This window comes from Rhodopirellula sp. MGV (assembly GCF_002251265.1).
Taxonomy (GTDB): domain Bacteria; phylum Planctomycetota; class Planctomycetia; order Pirellulales; family Pirellulaceae; genus Stieleria; species Stieleria baltica_A.
Window position 1 is genome coordinate 63626 of record NZ_NPDI01000008.1, and the last position, 17182, is coordinate 80807.

A 17182-nucleotide genomic window follows, 5' to 3' on the forward strand; every position below is an offset into this window, starting at 1 on the left:
GGGTATCTGTTCGGCATTCCGTTACAGGTTGTCTTGCCCGGTGAAGTTCGTCACCAAGGCACGCAGTTTGCGACGCAGCACACTGTAGCTGAAGAATGATTTGCCGATCTCATAGTTGAAGTCGACCATTTGGTCGCGGTACTCGCGATCGTCGATGATCCGTTGGACTTGGGCGACGACGTCCCGTGTGAGGTAACCTTGCATCGCGATGACCTTCGCACCTTTCGGTTCGATATCAGCGACATAGATCGAGTAACGATTGACCAGAACCGGTTTCCGGAAATAGAACGCTTCTAGTAACGCGTTGCCAAATCCTTCGTAAAGGCTGGGATAGGTGATGAAGTCGGCTTGTGAATACGCGTCGGCTAACGTGTAGATCTTACTTCCGTCTTCGTTCAAACCTCGCTTGTCGCCCACCTGTTGATCACAGAGCAGCAGGTGGACACCGTTGGCTTCGGCGAGATCCTTGAGCGCGGCCAGGTATTCGTTGCCTTCGTCGCCACTGGCGTGAGAGATGACCAGTTTGCATTTGTCGTTTTTCAGTGCCGATACCAAGCTGATCGAGTGCTCGATTCCCTTTCGTGGAACCACTCGGGTCGGTTGTAAAAACAGAATGTCGTCGTCTTCGAGTCCGATGTCTTTGCGGAAGCCTCGCGCATAGTCGTCAACTTCTTCCGGTTCGTTATCAAAGTCCAGCACATTGGGGACCAAGATTGACGAGACGCCTCGGCGGTGGGCAAGGTCTTCTTGGGCGAAAGAATTGATCGTGACGTTTTGAATCGACGGCAAGGCCGGCGGAAAGGCCATCCACAGCATGTCCGTCACGGCGGAGACGCTAAAACGGTCGCGTTCCCAATAAAAGTCGTGGTGGTGGGCGATTGTTGGGAATCCGGTTTCCGCAATGAAGTGCGTGAGTGCGATCCCAAGCGGAATGTTCATCGGAATGCAAAGTGCATTCTGAACGATCAGCAAATCTAAGTCGTAGCGACGAGTGAATTCGTAGAGCGTCCCTTTCAGATAGTCCGCCAACGCATAGATGCGACGTGTCACGTCAGGCGTACGCGTTCTGGTCCCAAACGCACGTCGGTTGATCCACTCAATGTCAGGGTGGCCAAAATAAGCGTGCGGGACCACCATTGACGTATCGCGGTCACGGTCGCTCAGTCCCGAGTACCAGTGGCTAACGTGCCGGTGATCCCAGAGCACCTGGGCCCACTTTGCACTCTCGAGTGAGACCCCGTCCGTCCCCGCGAAACGAGTCCCGACAAATCCGATTTGTACACCCATTATCTCGTCAATCTATTAAAGCAATGTTTCGTCGGTATGTGCCAAGCGACGATCTCCTCTCGTCGCATCAAACACACGTTGTCAATTCATCCAGTCGTGTCAAAACGATGTTTTGGTCCAAGCCGAGCATGCGTGGGTCGCTTTCGCGTGGACGACAACTGCGTTCGTCACCGACAAACCATGCCGTCCGCAAGCCCGCGTTGGATGCGCACCAAATATCGTTTAAACGGTCGTTTCCGACGTAAACCGCCTCGCCGGGGTCAATTCCAAGGCTCGAAAGCCTGTCACACAATACGTCAAACAAACACGCATCTGGCTTCGCACGACGATAGCGGTATGAAAAAACACATAAGCTGAGATCAAACACTGAATCACCGCCAAAGTCACCTGCAATTTCTTCGATCAGTGGCAAAGTGAACTCTTGTGCGTTGCTGACAATGCCCAAGCGAAGTCCGCGAGAACGCAATTGTTCCAGCAACGCACGTGCACCAGGCATTGGCCAAGTCGGATTCGCGCGGGATTCGTATTCGGCAGCCAAGCGGTGAAGCGATTCGGTATCGAAGCAACCAATTCCACAGCTGTTCAGCGTCGCTCGCCAGATTTCAACGATGTCGACTTCGGGTTTCGTGCACGTTTCGCTCCGCCGACTGTCGTTGCTCAGGCGGATCTGCTGGTGAAGGTCTTCGATCGTAGGCACTCGACCTGAGGACGCATCGATTCCCGCCGCGTTGATCGCTTGTGCCAAAAACATGCCGCGATCGTTTGCGTCTGCCGACCCAACGTCACCGCTGCCGCTGATGATCAGCGTTCCATAGATGTCAAAGATGACTGCTTTGACGTTGCCGAGTCGATCGAGTTTGGCAGCGTACTCTGTTGGAATCGGTGCGATCGGTTTGCGGTGATCGAGAACCGCTTGATACCACGGGTGTCCCATCAAGCGATCTCCGTTTCGACGCGGCAAGGAAAGAATGGTCGTTGGTGGCAGATTGCCTCAACAAGCGACTTGTTGTGATCCGGCTGCTGATTGTGAACACTGTCGACCGCCGTCGCTTGGTTCGTTAATTGTTGGTAAGTCTGAATCAATCGATCGGCGGTGGTCTGAAGTGAATAGGCGGTCGCGATTTGGTCGCGATTCGCTCGCAAGGTAATCGCATCGAAGGGTGCTTGCAGCGATTCTACCAGCATCGAGTTGATCGTCTGCGTTGCCTGGTCAAAGCCTTGGTCGTTCGACAATCGTTTTAGGACTTCGATTTGACGATTCGTTGTTAACTGAGCAAAGTCAATTGCTTGACCGGACAAGTGTTCTGGCGGATCGTTCCATTGCAAGGCGAATGTGGTGTCCAATCGTGTCGCGAGGGACTGCCACGCCTGATCAAAGATCTGCTGAGTTTCCTTGCGACATTCTGCGATCCACTCGGTACTGCCCGGGATCCAAACGGCATCGTAGAGCCGATTGAGCTTGACGCCGGCGCGCCCGAAGTCGTCTGTCACGTGTGGCAATCTTCGCGCCACGACACCACGATTGGCGAGCCAGGGTTCAAGGAACGCCATCCCGAAACCTTCCGCAGCACTGGTCGACAGGATGAACGAACTCGCCGCGAGGTTGTCAAGAAAACTGATGCCATCGAAGGTGCCGGCGTCAAAGACGGTTCGCGGGGCAAGCTTGCTTCCAAGGTGTTTCCAGCGTTCATAGGAAGCACGCTCGATCGGCGTTGTCGGCGGCAGCGTCAAGCCTGAATACATGTTGTCGGGCATCCAACGCGACAGCAGCATGAACTCGCCAACGTTTTTGCGACGAATTCCACGGACCGGATAAACACACCATGAACTGTCCGCGGGTAGCTGTGCCGCCGCTCGGATTTTGTTCAACGCGTCAGTCGCGTCTGGTCGTTCGCCGGCCGGCAGTTGTACCCCATTGGGCAGCACATCGATCTTCGCTGCCGGGATTCCAACGTGGCGAAGCAAGTCCGCGTCACCTGATGTCAACGTGGCATATCGGATCATCGAGTTGATCGGATAGAGGTAACGGTTGACCGGTTCGGTGTCGCTTGCCTGGGCGGCATGAATCAGCTTGACGTAATTCTCTGGGCGAAAGTCTTCGGCAAAGTCATGGAGTTGCAACAGGGTGCGAAAGCCGTATTCGCTTGCCAGAACTTCAATCGCAATAGGAGCGGCCGCGTTTTTGCCGAGCGAATGATTGTGCCAGTGCAGAATCGTTTGATCGAGTTCGCAGCCAGCATCTGCCAATTCGTCAGCGATCGCCTTGGCGAGCAACCGACCTCGGGATTGCAGGTCATGGTCCCAGTGAAAATTGGGCGACTTCTGCGCGGTGACATCGTCATATTCGAGACCAGCGATGCAACGGACGTGACATCGTTTGATGGTCGATTCACGAAGTCCGTCGTTGCGTCCGCCGGAGAGCAGGATGACGTTCGCGCCGGTGTGATCGGCGATCGCGGCAACTTGATTTTCGACCACCTGAGTTACTCCGCCACGACGGTAGTGACAGTGCAGGATGGCGATGTTGGAAAAAGACACGGAATCCGTTTGCGGTCGTGGATATCGGAACGAAGGCGACGACAGGCTTAGTCTGTTGATTTTCCAGTGTCGCCTTTCGCTCCGCGAAAGGAGCGTTCTCTACTGCTACTTTGGCCGAGCAAAAGGCGACTTTGGGCGAGAACCGGCTAGAAAATCAACAGGCCGTTAACGCGGTTGGTTTGGCAAGTTCGTAGCCACCTTACCGCTCATGCCGTAGTTATCGACTTCGTTAACCGACAGTTCTGACGAATAATGTTCGGTTTTCACGATGACAATGTCACCGCCTTCGTCTTCTTCGACGGCGGCCCCGTGGTGACGTGTTAGTTCCAGCGTGGCGAGGAACCAACCGATGACCGCAGACTTATGCAGCCCTGTATCGACCAAGTCCATTAGCGGAACGCGGGTCTGTGACGACAGATGCTTGTGGATCCTTTTCATGTAAACGTGGATCGGGGTGTCGTCATAGATCACTTCGGTCTGCGGTGGCCCGGACGCTTCGCGCATGATTCGTCCAAATGCGCTGACCAAGTCCCAGATTTCCAAGTCGGCGATCGGTTGGTCACCAGGATCAATTCGCCGTTTTGGCAAATCGTCCGACAAGCGAGGGTAACGAAGTTGCCAGCGGCCAGCCATTTCGTCCAGCACAGACGCGGCGTCGCGGATCTCCTTGTACTGCAGCAACCGTTCGACAAGTTCTGATTGCGGATCGTCCAATTGTTCCGCTTGTGGCTCGTCTTCTTCGACGGTCTTTGGCAAAACCGCTTGGCTTTTCAGTTCGACGAGGGTGCTGGCCAGGTCAAGGAAATCGCCAATGTCCGTTAAGTCCAATTCTTGCAGCAGTTCTAAGTACTCGCCGTATTGGTCAATGACCTTGGCGAGTGATAGGTCCGGCAAGCTGACTTCTTGGCGGCGAGCGAGGTATAGCAACAAGTCCATCGGACCGTTGTAAGTCGCCAGTTGCACGCGAAAGATCATGCCGGATTGCCAAGTCGTCGTTGGAGACGGGGGTACGATTCAGGTCGAGTGCTATTGTATCCCGTTGCGACGTGCGGGAGGGGAACGTTTTTCGTCGCCGAGGAGTCTGTCGCACAAGGCTTGCCCCGCGAGTGGCAGGTCTTGCTTCGCGAGTCAGACCGTCTACACGGCGAGTTGGACGAGGTCTTTGGGACCGGAGTTGCCGTTCGCGGTGATCGCTTTTTGCTCGAGCTCCTCTGCGACGAGGTTGTAGAACACGTCCCGTTGGCGAGGCTGAAATCCCAGTTCCTCGATCGCTTCGCGGATCTGCATCAGCGACAGGAAGTGCACGGTTCCGGCTTCGGCGACAACGTTTTCTTCCAGCATCAAGCTGCCCATGTCGTTCGCGCCGTAGAGCATCGCGAGTTGGCCCATCTTCAGACCTTGCGTCACCCAGCTGCTCTGGATGTTGGGGACGTTGTCGAGGAACAGACGCGAGACGGCTTGCGTTTTCAGGTATTCGAACGATCCGCGAGGCGGGATGTGGCTGAGATCGGTGTTATCGGGTTGGAATGTCCAGCAGATGAAGGCGGTGAAGCCATTCGTTTCGTCTTGAAGATCGCGGACACGTTGCAAGTGCTCGACGCGTTCGGCGAGTGTTTCGACATGGCCGAACATCATCGTGGCGGTGCTGATGCCGCCAAGTTTGTGCCAGACACGCATGACGTTCAGCCAGTCGTCACTCATCACCTTGCCGCGCGTCAGTTCGTCGCGGACGCGGTCGACCAAAATTTCGGCGCCACCGCCAGGGATGCTGCCCAAGCCGGCGTCTTTTAGACGCGTCAGGACTTCTTCGATGGACAGTTTGTTGACTTTGGTGAAGTGGTGCAGTTCCGGGGGGCTGAAACCGTGAATGTTGATTTCCGGAAAAGCATTTTTGATGTCGCGCAGCATCTCCTCGTACCACTCCAGTTTGTACTTGGGATGCAAGCCTCCTTGGAGCAGAATTTGGTTGCCGCCGACCGCAGCCGTTTCTTCGACTTTCTTGAGCAGCTCTTCGCGTGGCAGGACGTAGCCTTCGTCACTCTTGGGGCCGCGGTAAAACGCGCAAAAGTGGCACACCGCGGTGCAGATATTGGTGTAGTTGATGTTCCGGTCGACGTTGTAGGTCCGATAGGGCTCGGGGTGCATCCGCCGAGAGACCTTGTCGGCCGCCGAACCGATCGCCGCCAGATCACGGCTTTCGAGTAGCTGCAACGCTTCCTCTCCGCTGATCCTTTCGCCGGCTACCGCTTTGTCCAAAATGTCCGCGATCATCACTTAACTCGATGCGTATGTCGAAACAGGTTCCTGCTGGCGGGGCGTTTGTTATCCGCTAGCTGATCCGAATGGTTGGCACGTCAAACCTGACTGTCTGCCGGTACCAAACCCAGTTGTTCGCAACCCTGGCGGAACTGGGCTAGCCCCGCCCTTTCTTGAGGGCCGAGCGTAAAGTGTAAGTTCTCTGCAAAATACCGATATAGGTCTTCGGTTGTCAGCCCATGCGACGCTGCGTACCGCCGGGCGATCGCTTGGGCATCCGCGAGCCCCTGGTCGCGACAAGCTTCGAGCACCGGGACGAGTTCATCGACATCGGCATCCGCACGAGCGACCCACATGGCAAATACAAACGGCAGTTCAGTGTGGTGGCACCAGCGATCACCCAGGTCCCAAATTTCTTCGTACAGCCCGGTTTCGGGGTGCATCGCACGGTCGCCAATAATCAGCACCGCGTCGGCGTCGGACCGCTCGGGCGCCTGCTCCATCGGAAGCACCTGCGTTTGTGGCCGCAGTCCGTAAGTTTGCCATAGCAAGACTTGCACGAGCGCCGCGCTCGTGCGACTGCCTTCATCGAGAGCAAGGGTGCGGATTTCGTTGACGGGCACCCGACTGACTAGCCTCACGCTCCAGACGGGACCCCGGCAAGCGATCGCGGCATCGGAAACAATCCGGTAGTGCGACTTTGCCTGGCCACGAAAAAACTCGACCGACGGGATCAATGCGACATCCAATTCGCCGCTGTCGAGCTGTTGTGCAAGGCGACTAGGCAGGTTCAGCACCAGCGAATCACTCGGCCCCAATGCTTCGCGAAGCCCGTGGATCAGTGGTTTGGTGTTGAGGTACGAGACGGCACCAATGCGAGTCATGCCAATGCCTGACAGGTGGAATGAGATCGCCGATCAAATGGCGGGGAAATTGTTGCGGGCGGGATTCGGTCGCCAGCACCAGCAACTCTATCCTAGATACCGCAGAACATAGATGGCAAACAACCCTAGCAGTCCGCCGAATTGATTGGGGCTCGCAAACCAACACCTGCCGCGTGTGGCGGAATCCATCTCGCGGCAGGGCTGACTCCGTCGTTAATCACACATCTAGAAAGGACAGGGTGCGATCGCGGTTTCCCGTCTCCCAGTGCTGGGGTTGTGAAATTCGAGCTTTTCGGCATGCAGTAAAATCCGTTCGCCGATATCGGTCTGAATACTTTGGGATGCACCGTAAAGCTGGTCGCCGACGATCGGTGTGCCGCGCGAAGCACACTGGACACGAAGTTGGTGCATCCGGCCGGTGAGTGGACGCAATGCCAACCGAGTGCGATCTTCATCAGGGTACTGATCAAGCACCCGAACATCGGTGATCGCCTGTTTGGCCCCTTCGGTATTGGGTGGTACCACTTGGGTTTGTGGCTTACCGGGAAGTTTCAATAGTTGGTCTTCCCAGCGAACATCTGCTTGGTTGTCTGTTTCAACGATTCCTTCGACGACCGCCACGTAGTGCTTGGCGGTTTTGCGAGTGGCGAATTGCCCCGAAAGCAAACGCGCCGCTCGTTTGGTCAAAGCAACCAACAGGACTCCGCTGACCGCGCGATCGAGACGATGCGGGAACGTCAGGTATTCACCATGACGAGAAAGCTGTCGAATCAGTTGGGTTTCAACGCTATCGATACCTGCGGGAGCTTGTGTCGCAACGCCGTATGGTTTGTTGATGGCCAAAGCACAATCACACTGCCAGACCACCTCAATCTCTGAATCGTTCATTGGCAAATGGGGCATCAAGCAAGAGTGGTCAGCATTGGCAAACGAAGTCCAGCACGATCGTTTGAATGAAACACACGCGAGTAGAAGAGAGGACCGGTCAGCGCATAAAAAAACGAGAGATCCCGGCCACGTCGAATCCAACTCACCGCATATCCAATTGGCTTGTTAGGTTCGATCACGAATCTCTCGCTAAATGATGTTGTACGTCCTACCTCGCTCGCGTCAATAGCATGTCAAGCGGTTGCTAGTAAAAACTTGTTGTGGCCCAAGACGCTGATAACTTGATTTGCATGTCGATGCATGCGAGCGCATCGTCACTGCCGATGGGATCAGTTACGATAGGACCGTTGTTGAAACGATGTGGCTGTCCATCGCTTGGTCCCGAATGAATCGCGAATCAAAAACGAATCACTATCACTTTGTCACCGGCAAACTTGCCGCGTCGGCGGTACGTGATGTGGTTGCGAAGCTCGCCGAACAGCACGGGTTTGACTATTCGGTTGGCGTCTTGCCGATCACTGTGGCGGCTTTAATGACGCCACGCTGGATTGCCAAGCATCTGACCGCTCCTGAAGAGACGACTCACTTGGTCGTACCCGGTTACTGTGATCGCGAGCTGCGCGTATTAATCGAAGCGACCGACGCCGATTTGATCGTGGGCCCCAAAGACTGCCGTGACTTGGGCCAGTTGTTTGGTGAGCAATCGGAGCCGATTGCGCTGGACCGTTATGACATCGAAATCATCGCGGAGATCAACCACGCGCCGCGACAGAACGTTGCCGAGGTGCTGGCCATAGCGAAACGACTGGTTGCCGATGGGGCTGACCGAATCGACATCGGTTGTGACCCGGCCTCACCAACACGTCGCATTGGTGATTATGTCGCTGCCTTGGTTGATGAAGGTATCCGTGTCAGCATCGATACCTTTGATCCGATGGAAGCAAGGCTTGCGATCGATGCCGGCGCTACGTTGGTGCTGAGCGTGAATTCATCCAACCGTCACTTGGCAAAGGACTGGGGGACGGAGGTGGTCGTGATCCCGGACTCGCCCAGCAACCTGGACAGTTTGGATGCGACGGTCGAGTTCCTGTCGCGGCAGAATGTTCCGATGCGATTGGATCCAATATTGGAACCCATCGGTGCCGGTTTGGCGGATAGCTTGATGCGATATTGGGATACGCGTCGCCGATATCCTGAACTTCCGATGATGATGGGGATCGGTAATCTGACCGAGCTTTCGGACGTCGATTCCGCCGGAGTCAATTTGATCCTGTTGGGGATCTGCCAGGAGCTTCGGATTGAGAGTGTTTTGACGACGCAAGTCATCAATTGGGCACAGACGAGTGTTCGTGAGTGTGATGCGGCACGGCGTCTCGTTCATGCTTCCGTTCAGCGTGGGACTCCGCCGAAAAACATGTCGGACGCGTTGGTGATGTTGAGGGACAGTCGCCAAACACCGTTCTCTCCTGAAATGTTCGAAGAGCTCGCGCAAACGATCAAGGACAACAACTATCGGCTTTTTGCCCAAGACGGGTTGCTCCATTTGGTGACGCGAAAACTTCATTTGTCCGATCCGGATGCGTTTTTGTTGTTCGATCAACTGTTGCGACAACCGATTTCTGACAATGTTGATGCCGGGCACGCGTTCTATTTGGGGTACGAATTGGCAAAGGCAACAATCGCGTTGCAATTGGGGAAGCAGTACAATCAAGACCGCGCGTTGCGGTGGGGGATGTTAACCCAGGAAGAAGAAAGCCACCGTTTACAACGTACGAATCGTCATCGTGGCGGGGCTTCTGGCGCGTCATAAGCGCATTCCCTTCGTTTGGCGGCGTCATTTTCCCTCCTCACGAGCCTTTTTCATTCCCGGTTGCGGTGTACACTGTGAGTACAGGGTGCAGCTAAAAACTGTGGAACTTCTCACCTGGTCGGACCGTCCCAAATCGTCTGCTCGGCACCAATCTGATCCACCGAGATTCGGTCTACCACAACCACCATGATGGAACGTCGCTTTAATGGAGTCGACAACCCGTTTTGAACCCCACCTGACGATCACTCGAGACGGCCAACCACGGGCCGCCGGTGATGCCGACCTTGTTCACTGGTACGATCATCTGATCGACCGTCGAAAAGTGAGCTGGACGGGGCACCATCACATGATCCGACTGCTTGGACGCGGTGGACAGGGAGAGGTTTACCTGACCGAATACCGCGGCACCGACAGTTTTACTGTTCCGGTCGCGATGAAGATTTTCTCACCCGAACACTACCAAAGTGCACGGGCATACGACGATGCGATGAAACGGATCGCAACGATCGCTTCGAAAGTCGCGTTGATCCAGCACGATAACCTGTTGGCCGTTCAGAACTTTTTTGAACGGCACCGCATCCGCATCATGATGATGGAGTGGATTGACGGTTATGACCTTCGGCAATTGCTCTCGCCGGATGGCCTGACGTTGCTGAAACGCAACTTGGACAACCGTCGCTATCGCTACATCAACGACGTGATCATCACGCACGGTCACGATTTTTTGCGGTTCAAAGCCGGTGTCGCCGTCGCGATCATGCGTGATTGCTTGGCTGCCCTCGCCGCCTTGCACCGCGAAGGCATTGTCCATGGTGACGTCAAACCGGCGAACATCATGCTTAAACGCAGTGGACACGCCAAACTGATCGATATGGGGTCGGCGATCGAATACAAGAATCCGCCGCGTGAACGCGAATGCACGCCGCTGTATGCAGCACCCGAAGTTCTCGAAAATGAACGAGCCACCCCGCGGAGCGACCTGGCGAGTGTCGGTTACGTTCTGATCGAATTGTTGAGCGGGCGGAATATTTTTGCCGGAAACGAAAAACTTCGTGACCTCATCAACGCCAAAATTGAACTCCCAGGACGATTGCGAGAAGTCCTGCCCAGCGAGGTTTGCCGCAACGAATTGCTGATGCAGTTTCTGTTGGGGTTGATCTCGCCAGACCCCACACGTCGTTTTCCCAATGCCGAGGCGGCCGAGCACGTCGATACCGGGGCGGCCGCTTTTCACCGTCAACTGGTTATCGGCGACATGGCAACCGAGTACAACAATGACATTCGTTTATGGCTAGAAGAACTACGACGACTTGAAATTGAACCGTGAATCAACAACACCTGGACGTTGCGATCGAGGCCGCCAAGGCTGGTGCATCCGAGCTGCTCAGTCGCTGGGGCAGCCGAACCGTTTCTGAGAAAGCACCCAAAGACCTGGTCACCGACGCCGACTTGGCATCGCAAAAAGCAATCCGGTCGATCCTGATGGACGCCTTCGATGGCTATGCGTTTGTGGGTGAGGAAGAAGGCGAAAACGATCCGCCGGAATCCGTTCGGCTCGGTCAAGCTGACGCTCCGCCATGCTGGGTGGTCGATCCTCTCGACGGTACCGTCAACTACGTCCACCGTTTGCAATCCTTTGCCGTTTCGATCGGTTTGTATCACAACGGCAAGATGCGTTTGGGAGTGATTCTCGATCCAGTCACCAACGAACTGTTCAGCGCCGTCGACGGTCAAGGTGCTCACTTAAACGGAGTACCGATCCATGTCAGCGATTGTACGGATCTGTCTCAAGCGTTGATCGCTTGCAGCTTCCCTGCTGGCGTGCAGGGTGACTCACCCGAAGTCGTGCGGTTCGTCAAGGTTCTTGAACGCTGCCGCTCGTTGCGGAGGCTCGGTTCCTGTGCGCTCAATATGTGCTACGTCGCGGCAGGTCGCTTGGACGGTTACTGGGCAACGAATGTTTGTGCTTGGGACTCCGCCGCCGGGACCGTGATCGCGCGTGAAGCGGGCGCGCAGCTGACCGCTTACAACGGTGATCCGCTCGACGATTGGTTACCACGATTCTGTGTCACGTCATCCAAGCCGATGCAAGACACCATGGTCGCGTTGCTCACCGGAGAGTGATCGCAATGCAATTCGACGTTGATCAATTGTCAGTGCAAGAGACGTACTTGCGGATGGTGCAGGTGATCTCACCGCGCCCGATCGCTTGGGTTTCGACCCGATCAGGTGATGGCGTCCCCAACTTGGCGCCGTTTTCGTTCTTTACAGGAATTGGTGCGAACCCACCAACGCTTTGTTTTGCACCCGCCAACAATCCCGATGGTTCAGCCAAGGACACCTTGGAAAACATTCGGCAAACCGGGCAATTCGCCGTTAATATCGTGACGGAGTCGACGGCACAAGCGATGCACCAGTCTGCCGATCCTGTCGCTCCAGAGGTCAATGAGTTCGAATTGGTGGGCGTTTCGCAGTTGCCATGCGTCAAGATCGACGTACCACGCGTCGAACAGGCGGTCGCGACAATGGAGTGTACTTTGCATTCTGTGGTCGGTTTAGGGACCGGTCCCGGGGGCGCAAATCTGGTCATCGGCAACGTCGTCCATTTTCACATTGACGACGCGTTAGTCGACGAAAAAGTTCTCTCCACGATTGGTCGCGTGGGACGCAGGCACTACTGCAAAGTCGACGAGACGTTCGAGCTTTAATTGACGAACTCTTGCGGCAGCTCGTGGTTGCCGGCCTCGTCGACGGTCAATGGATGGACGGCTACAACGGCTGCCATTGGGATTTCACCATACACGTGCGGGAACAGTTCGCCATCACGCGAAGGTTCCCAGCGAAGCGTCTTGCCAAGTGCTTGCGTGTCGACTGAAACGAGTAGTAATCCGGTTTGACCGGCAAAGTATCGATTCAGCGTACCGGCGACCTGCGGTGCCGCAGAAAGGTGAATGAAACCGTCGTCGATGTCGATGCCACAGCCTGAGAATGCGCCTCCCTGCTCTGCCGTTTCCCATTCAGAAGTCGGCACGATCTTGTAGATCACTTTGTCGTGTTTCGCGGTTGGGTTGCTCATGGAATGGGTTTTGTTGGTGGGGGATCGGCAAGGATTTCGTCGAGTGATCGTCTGATCGCCGGGTGTTGAAAGTACGGATCATTGGTCCGGGTTGAGTATGTTTGTAGCGACTCCGCCAGCTTTTCCGCGACCCCCTCGGTTCCGGGACGTCGGTAGAAGTTCAGAAGCTCGTCGGGATCTTGTTCGGCGTCAAACAACCAGGGGCGATCGTCTGTCGACAAGATCAACTTGTAGCGACGATTGACAGCGGCGACCCAGCTGGCCGACGTACCGGCGTTGCGCAGAAACGTCACTTCGTCACCAGGCTTAACAGACTGGCTGGTGAAAGCGGCGGACAGATCACGCCCTTCATCATCCGGGTTATTAGGTTGGTCGATGAGTCCCATCACCGTCGGCGTAAGATCCACGGTACCGATCGGTTGGTCATAGACTTGGCCCGCAGGAATCTTACTCGGCATTCGAACGAGGAAAGGCACTCGCGCTGAGCCTTCATAGGGATTGCCTTTGTTCAATCGATCATGCTCATAGCACAAGTCGCCGTGGTCACTGGTCATCACGATTAAGGTATTGTCCAGCTTGCCGATCTCACTGAGCGAGTGCAGCAAACGTCCGACGTTGTCATCGATACACTGCACCATGCCAAAGTACCGCGACATGTCCGATCCGCGGAATACCGGATGCTTCGTTCCGCCACCGAGCCAACCCGGTGATGCGATACCCGTTTGGTAAGTTCGCGGCGGGGAAAATGGCAAGTCGTCAAAGCGGTGGTCGTACGGGGCACGAACAGTATTTGGCCCATGTGGGTCGGGATAGCTTAAGACCGCAAGGAACGGCCGGTCACCATCATGTTCAATGAAGTCGATCGCTCGTGATGTCAACCAATCACTGGCGAAAGAGTTTTCGTCGGCTCCGTCGACGTCATAGGTTGGTGTGTTATTCTTGCGAGCAGCCACACGCGGCTGGCCATTGATGATTTCAAACTTTTTCCAGTGGCCACGATTGAACATGAATTCCTTGGATTGAAAACCGCCATCGACCTTTGGCGACCATTCTGGTTTGCCGTTTCCGCCCAAGTGCCACTTACCGATGAAGGCGGTTCGGTATCCTTGTTCATTTAGTCGATCGGCGAGCGTCGGAATGCTGCGATCAAGGACGAGGTTGTTCTGCGGTGCACCAGTGTTGTGCGGATACCGTCCGGTCACCATTGCGGCTCGACTTGGCGTGCAAACAGGAGCTGTCGCGTAAGCTCGTGTTCCGATCAGGCCTTCGTGGGCGATGCGGTCGAGATTGGGTGTGGCAACGGTAACGTCGCGGCCCCACATTTCCGCTTGCGGTTGCGGAAGGATCTCGCGGTAACAGCCGAGCGTGCGAAAGTTGTGCTCGTCAGTGATGAGTAGCAACACGTTTGGCGGCGAATCAGCTGCCAGAGAAGAACGATTGCACCAGCCGCATGAAACGAGCGAAAGAATTGCAACCTGCCAAAAACGAATCGTCTTCTCAAATTTCATTGCACACGCCTCGTCGAATGTAGATGGTCGAGGCGCAGTTTAATCGGTTCCGTTGGCGCGCTGGTGCGGCGATGCCATTACGGGCTAACGTTAGTGGGCGACATATTCATGCCGGTAAGTCACAGGCGGAACGAATTCAGGATCCGTTTCGCGGAAGATCAACAGTTCGGCGATGTTTTCACGGGTCAGCAGGCCGACCAATCGATCACCGTTTACGACCAACAACGCGGGGACGTCGTTGTCCTGTAGACGGACCATTGCCGAACGAAGTGAATCGGACGGACCGGTTGAGACTTCGTCAACGGGACGCATCATCGTGTGGACGGATGCGTGTTGCATGCCACGCTGAAGTCCCGCGACAATGTCGTTTCGATAGATCAATCCAATTGGACGGTCGTGCTCGTCAAGCACCGGGAAATCTTGCTGCGAACCGTCCAGCAACAGATCACGCAAATACATCAGGTGGTCATCGCCATGTGTCGTTTGCATGTGTGCAATCATCGCCGCACGCACCGGCAGGTCTCTAACGAGAGTCGTCGAACGAACATGCTGTGCTTCGGCACGTGCACCAAAGAAGACGAACACGGCGATCAGGATTAAAAACGGATTTCCAAACAAGCCGAGAAATCCAAGGCCAAAAGCAAGCGTTTGTCCGATCGTTGCGGCAATATCAGTCGCACGAATCCGATTCAGTTTCATCGCGAGCAGTGCCCGCAGCATTCGGCCGCCGTCCATTGGGAACGCGGGAATCAAATTGAACGCGACCAGCATGACGTTGATCATCATCAGGCTTTGCAAGAACGGTACGACGCCTGCGGTACCGGCAATGACCGAGGCGGGCACGAGCGTGCTGCCTAGAACAGCCAAGACGACAGCGAGTATCGCCGCGATGACAACGTTCACCGCCGGACCCGCGATGGCAACAACTAATTCTTCGCGGGGACGCTCGGGGATTTCACGCAGTCGAGCGACTCCGCCGATGGGGAGCAGCGTGATATCGTGCGTAGGGATGCCATACATCCGGGCGGCCAACGCATGTCCATATTCATGAGCTAGCACGCAGCCGAAAACGCAAATCACAAGAGCAATATTTGCGATTGCGGCAACGATCGGAGCCCCTCCCCAGATCGCAGATCCACCAACCCAGGCGAGCAGTAGCAAAAATGTCCAGTGGACATAGACGTCGATGTCGGCGAATTTTCCGAGACGATAGGAACCATTCATCGAACCAAACCTTCTTCAATTTGTCAGTCGTAAGTGTGGTTGTCGTTCGGAGCAGATGATGTGCCGAACCAATGAATCAACCGTGGAATTCGTTGCAAAACGATTTGGCTTGGCCGGAAACCGGTCAAACTGTGTCAATCTCTTGCGGTCTGCAAGTTGCTGCACGTCATGGCCAATCGAGGTGGGGTATACGATGAAGTCTGGAGCATGCGACCGAATCACCTGTAAACAGCGGATCGAATCCGGGTATCAATAGTGGTGAACGACGAAGGCGAAAAAGTGGCCTGGTCGAATCCCAGGCATGCGTTCAAAGTTTTCAAACAACGTTGAGAGGATGGCTGAAGTTCAATGAATCATGCTACTGAAAAGGAAGCAGTTCCCCATGTTGTCATTATTGGTGGCGGTTTCGCCGGGCTCGCTACTGCTCAGCATCTGAAGAACTGTCCGGTGAACGTCACGTTGATCGATCGACGTAACTTTCATTTGTTTCAACCGTTGCTCTATCAAGTCGCGACCGGTGAGTTGTCTCCAGCGAACATCGCCAGTCCACTGCGGGCGATCCTTGAAAACAATCGCAACGTCGAGGTGCTGTTGGACTCGGTCGAAAGTGTCGACTTGGAGAATCGTTGTGTTCATTTGGCTCATTCAGAACTGAACTTCGATTACTTGATTGTCGCTGCGGGGTCAACGCATCACTACTTCGGTAACGACAGTTGGGGAAAGTACGCGCCGGGGCTAAAGACGGTGGAAGACGCGACCGAAATTCGCGCCAAAATTTTGGAAGCTTTTGAAGCGGCCGAATTGGAACGGGATCCGGAGATCATCAATGACTTGTTGACGTTTGTGATTGTTGGTGGCGGACCGACCGGTTGTGAATTGGCAGGGGCTCTCGCCGAAGTGTCCAAGCGGACCTTGCGATACGAGTTCCGGAAGATCGATCCCACGCAAGCGAAAGTGATGTTGATCGAGCCTTCCGACGCGCCGCTGCATATCTATCCGAGTCCTTTGCCACAAAAGGCAACGCGTGCGTTGGAGGCTTTGGGAGTTGACGTCGTTACCGGATTTCATGTGACGGATGTGAATGATCGGAGTGTTGTGCTGACGTCTCGTGATGGCCAAGTTCATAAAACGATTGGAACACGAAACGTCATTTGGGCGGCGGGTGTCAAGGCGTCGCCATTGGGCGTTCAGATCGCGGAGCAATCGGGAATCGCACTGGCGCGTGGGGGCCGCGTTCCTGTGCAAGCCGACTGCAGTTTGGAAACCGATAAACGGGTATTTGTTTGTGGTGACTTGGCGCTGTTCACAGACCCCGAGAAAGGCGAATTGCCAGGTCTGGCGCCAGTCGCAAGTCAGATGGGGCGACACGCGGCGAAATGTATTCGCGCTGATCAAGAAGGCCGAGAGCGGAAATCGTTTCAGTATTTTGACAAGGGGAGCTTGGCCGTTATTGGTCGGTTGCAAGCGATCGGCACTATCGGGCGGTTCAAGTTTCACGGCTTCGTCGCTTGGGCAATTTGGCTATTGATTCACTTGATGTACATCACCCGTTTTCGCAACCGAGTCCTTGTGTTGGGTGTGTTTGGGTTGGAAGTCTGCTTGGCCTAGTCAGCCAGTGCGCCCGTCTCAATCGCGAAGCTTTCAAAACGCACGACCGATTTTAAGCCGACTGGGCTCTCTCCGAGACCGCGTCTTCTTTTTCCCAGCGATG

15 protein-coding genes are annotated in these 17182 nt (G+C 55.2%); 5 read left to right on the forward strand and 10 right to left on the reverse strand.

The window, feature by feature from the left end:
• Positions 1 to 21: 21 nt before the first annotated feature.
• The 7 genes from CGZ80_RS03905 to CGZ80_RS03935 form a co-directional block, all read right to left on the reverse strand.
• Complete coding sequence (locus CGZ80_RS03905) at positions 22 to 1287, reverse strand: glycosyltransferase family 4 protein (RefSeq protein WP_094411551.1); 1266 nt, start codon at positions 1285 to 1287, stop codon at positions 22 to 24.
• 67 nt (positions 1288 to 1354) lie between these two features.
• Entirely contained in the window at positions 1355 to 2221 is an 867-nt protein-coding gene (locus CGZ80_RS03910; protein WP_094411553.1) for an HAD family hydrolase, read from the reverse strand.
• Positions 2221 to 3825, reverse strand: coding sequence for a hypothetical protein (locus tag CGZ80_RS03915; RefSeq protein WP_094411555.1), 1605 nt, complete (start codon positions 3823 to 3825; stop codon positions 2221 to 2223). Before CGZ80_RS03915 ends, CGZ80_RS03910 begins: the two co-directional genes overlap by 1 nt.
• A gap of 165 nt (positions 3826 to 3990) precedes the next feature.
• The gene (locus tag CGZ80_RS03920) at positions 3991 to 4800 is read right to left on the reverse strand and encodes a segregation and condensation protein A (RefSeq protein ID WP_094411557.1); all 810 of its coding nucleotides are present in this window, start codon (positions 4798 to 4800) and stop codon (positions 3991 to 3993) included.
• 162 nt (positions 4801 to 4962) lie between these two features.
• Positions 4963 to 6096, reverse strand: a complete 1134-nt coding sequence (gene mqnC, locus CGZ80_RS03925) for a cyclic dehypoxanthinyl futalosine synthase (RefSeq protein WP_094411559.1) — start codon at positions 6094 to 6096, stop codon at positions 4963 to 4965.
• A gap of 83 nt (positions 6097 to 6179) precedes the next feature.
• Positions 6180 to 6965 carry a menaquinone biosynthetic enzyme MqnA/MqnD family protein gene (locus tag CGZ80_RS03930; protein WP_094411561.1) on the reverse strand — a complete coding sequence of 262 codons (786 nt, stop codon included), beginning with the start codon at positions 6963 to 6965 and terminating at the stop codon, positions 6180 to 6182.
• Between the two features lie 225 nt (positions 6966 to 7190).
• Positions 7191 to 7853: an RluA family pseudouridine synthase gene (locus CGZ80_RS03935; RefSeq protein ID WP_158222540.1), complete on the reverse strand. Its 663-nt coding sequence runs from the start codon at positions 7851 to 7853 to the stop codon at positions 7191 to 7193.
• A 385-nt stretch (positions 7854 to 8238) separates the two neighbouring features.
• Here CGZ80_RS03935 and CGZ80_RS03940 point away from each other — a divergent pair, with 385 nt between their 5' ends.
• From CGZ80_RS03940 to CGZ80_RS03955, 4 genes are all read left to right on the forward strand, one after another.
• Positions 8239 to 9663: a DUF6513 domain-containing protein gene (locus CGZ80_RS03940; protein WP_094411597.1), complete on the forward strand. Its 1425-nt coding sequence runs from the start codon at positions 8239 to 8241 to the stop codon at positions 9661 to 9663.
• Positions 9664 to 9868: 205 nt separating this feature from the next.
• Complete coding sequence (locus CGZ80_RS03945) at positions 9869 to 10990, forward strand: serine/threonine protein kinase (RefSeq protein WP_094411565.1); 1122 nt, start codon at positions 9869 to 9871, stop codon at positions 10988 to 10990.
• Positions 10987 to 11787, forward strand: coding sequence for an inositol monophosphatase family protein (locus CGZ80_RS03950; RefSeq protein WP_094411567.1), 801 nt, complete (start codon positions 10987 to 10989; stop codon positions 11785 to 11787). The genes CGZ80_RS03945 and CGZ80_RS03950 overlap by 4 nt, the downstream gene beginning before the upstream one ends.
• A 5-nt stretch (positions 11788 to 11792) precedes the next feature.
• A complete protein-coding gene (locus CGZ80_RS03955; RefSeq protein WP_094411569.1) occupies positions 11793 to 12371 on the forward strand; it encodes a flavin reductase family protein in 579 nt (192 codons plus the stop codon).
• Here the strand turns inward: CGZ80_RS03955 and CGZ80_RS03960 are convergent.
• The 3 genes from CGZ80_RS03960 to CGZ80_RS03970 form a co-directional block, all read right to left on the reverse strand.
• Positions 12368 to 12739: a DUF952 domain-containing protein gene (locus CGZ80_RS03960; protein ID WP_094411571.1), complete on the reverse strand. Its 372-nt coding sequence runs from the start codon at positions 12737 to 12739 to the stop codon at positions 12368 to 12370. The two genes, CGZ80_RS03955 and CGZ80_RS03960, sit on opposite strands and share 4 nt — an antisense overlap.
• Entirely contained in the window at positions 12736 to 14247 is a 1512-nt protein-coding gene (locus CGZ80_RS03965; RefSeq protein ID WP_094411573.1) for a sulfatase-like hydrolase/transferase, read from the reverse strand. Before CGZ80_RS03965 ends, CGZ80_RS03960 begins: the two co-directional genes overlap by 4 nt.
• Positions 14248 to 14337: 90 nt before the next feature.
• The gene (locus CGZ80_RS03970; protein ID WP_094411575.1) at positions 14338 to 15471 is read right to left on the reverse strand and encodes a site-2 protease family protein; all 1134 of its coding nucleotides are present in this window, start codon (positions 15469 to 15471) and stop codon (positions 14338 to 14340) included.
• A gap of 348 nt (positions 15472 to 15819) precedes the next feature.
• Between CGZ80_RS03970 and CGZ80_RS03975 the strand changes: the two genes are divergently transcribed.
• Positions 15820 to 17079 carry an NAD(P)/FAD-dependent oxidoreductase gene (locus CGZ80_RS03975; RefSeq protein ID WP_094411577.1) on the forward strand — a complete coding sequence of 420 codons (1260 nt, stop codon included), beginning with the start codon at positions 15820 to 15822 and terminating at the stop codon, positions 17077 to 17079.
• The last annotated feature ends 103 nt before the right edge of the window (positions 17080 to 17182 follow it).

What these genes read in the sequence shown, in the direction of transcription:
- CGZ80_RS03905 (WP_094411551.1), bottom strand. Translation starts at nt 1,287, where the DNA reads ATGGGTGTACAAATCGGATTTGTCGGGACTCGTTTCGCGGGGACGGAC.
- CGZ80_RS03910 (WP_094411553.1), bottom strand. Translation starts at nt 2,221, where the DNA reads ATGGGACACCCGTGGTATCAAGCGGTTCTCGATCACCGCAAACCGATC.
- CGZ80_RS03920 (WP_094411557.1), bottom strand. Translation starts at nt 4,800, where the DNA reads ATGATCTTTCGCGTGCAACTGGCGACTTACAACGGTCCGATGGACTTG.
- mqnC (WP_094411559.1), bottom strand. Translation starts at nt 6,096, where the DNA reads ATGATCGCGGACATTTTGGACAAAGCGGTAGCCGGCGAAAGGATCAGC.
- CGZ80_RS03930 (WP_094411561.1), bottom strand. Translation starts at nt 6,965, where the DNA reads ATGACTCGCATTGGTGCCGTCTCGTACCTCAACACCAAACCACTGATC.
- CGZ80_RS03935 (WP_158222540.1), bottom strand. Translation starts at nt 7,853, where the DNA reads ATGAACGATTCAGAGATTGAGGTGGTCTGGCAGTGTGATTGTGCTTTG.
- CGZ80_RS03940 (WP_094411597.1), top strand. Translation starts at nt 8,239, where the DNA reads ATGAATCGCGAATCAAAAACGAATCACTATCACTTTGTCACCGGCAAA.
- CGZ80_RS03945 (WP_094411565.1), top strand. Translation starts at nt 9,869, where the DNA reads ATGGAGTCGACAACCCGTTTTGAACCCCACCTGACGATCACTCGAGAC.
- CGZ80_RS03955 (WP_094411569.1), top strand. Translation starts at nt 11,793, where the DNA reads ATGCAATTCGACGTTGATCAATTGTCAGTGCAAGAGACGTACTTGCGG.
- CGZ80_RS03960 (WP_094411571.1), bottom strand. Translation starts at nt 12,739, where the DNA reads ATGAGCAACCCAACCGCGAAACACGACAAAGTGATCTACAAGATCGTG.
- CGZ80_RS03965 (WP_094411573.1), bottom strand. Translation starts at nt 14,247, where the DNA reads ATGAAATTTGAGAAGACGATTCGTTTTTGGCAGGTTGCAATTCTTTCG.
- CGZ80_RS03970 (WP_094411575.1), bottom strand. Translation starts at nt 15,471, where the DNA reads ATGAATGGTTCCTATCGTCTCGGAAAATTCGCCGACATCGACGTCTAT.
- CGZ80_RS03975 (WP_094411577.1), top strand. Translation starts at nt 15,820, where the DNA reads ATGAATCATGCTACTGAAAAGGAAGCAGTTCCCCATGTTGTCATTATT.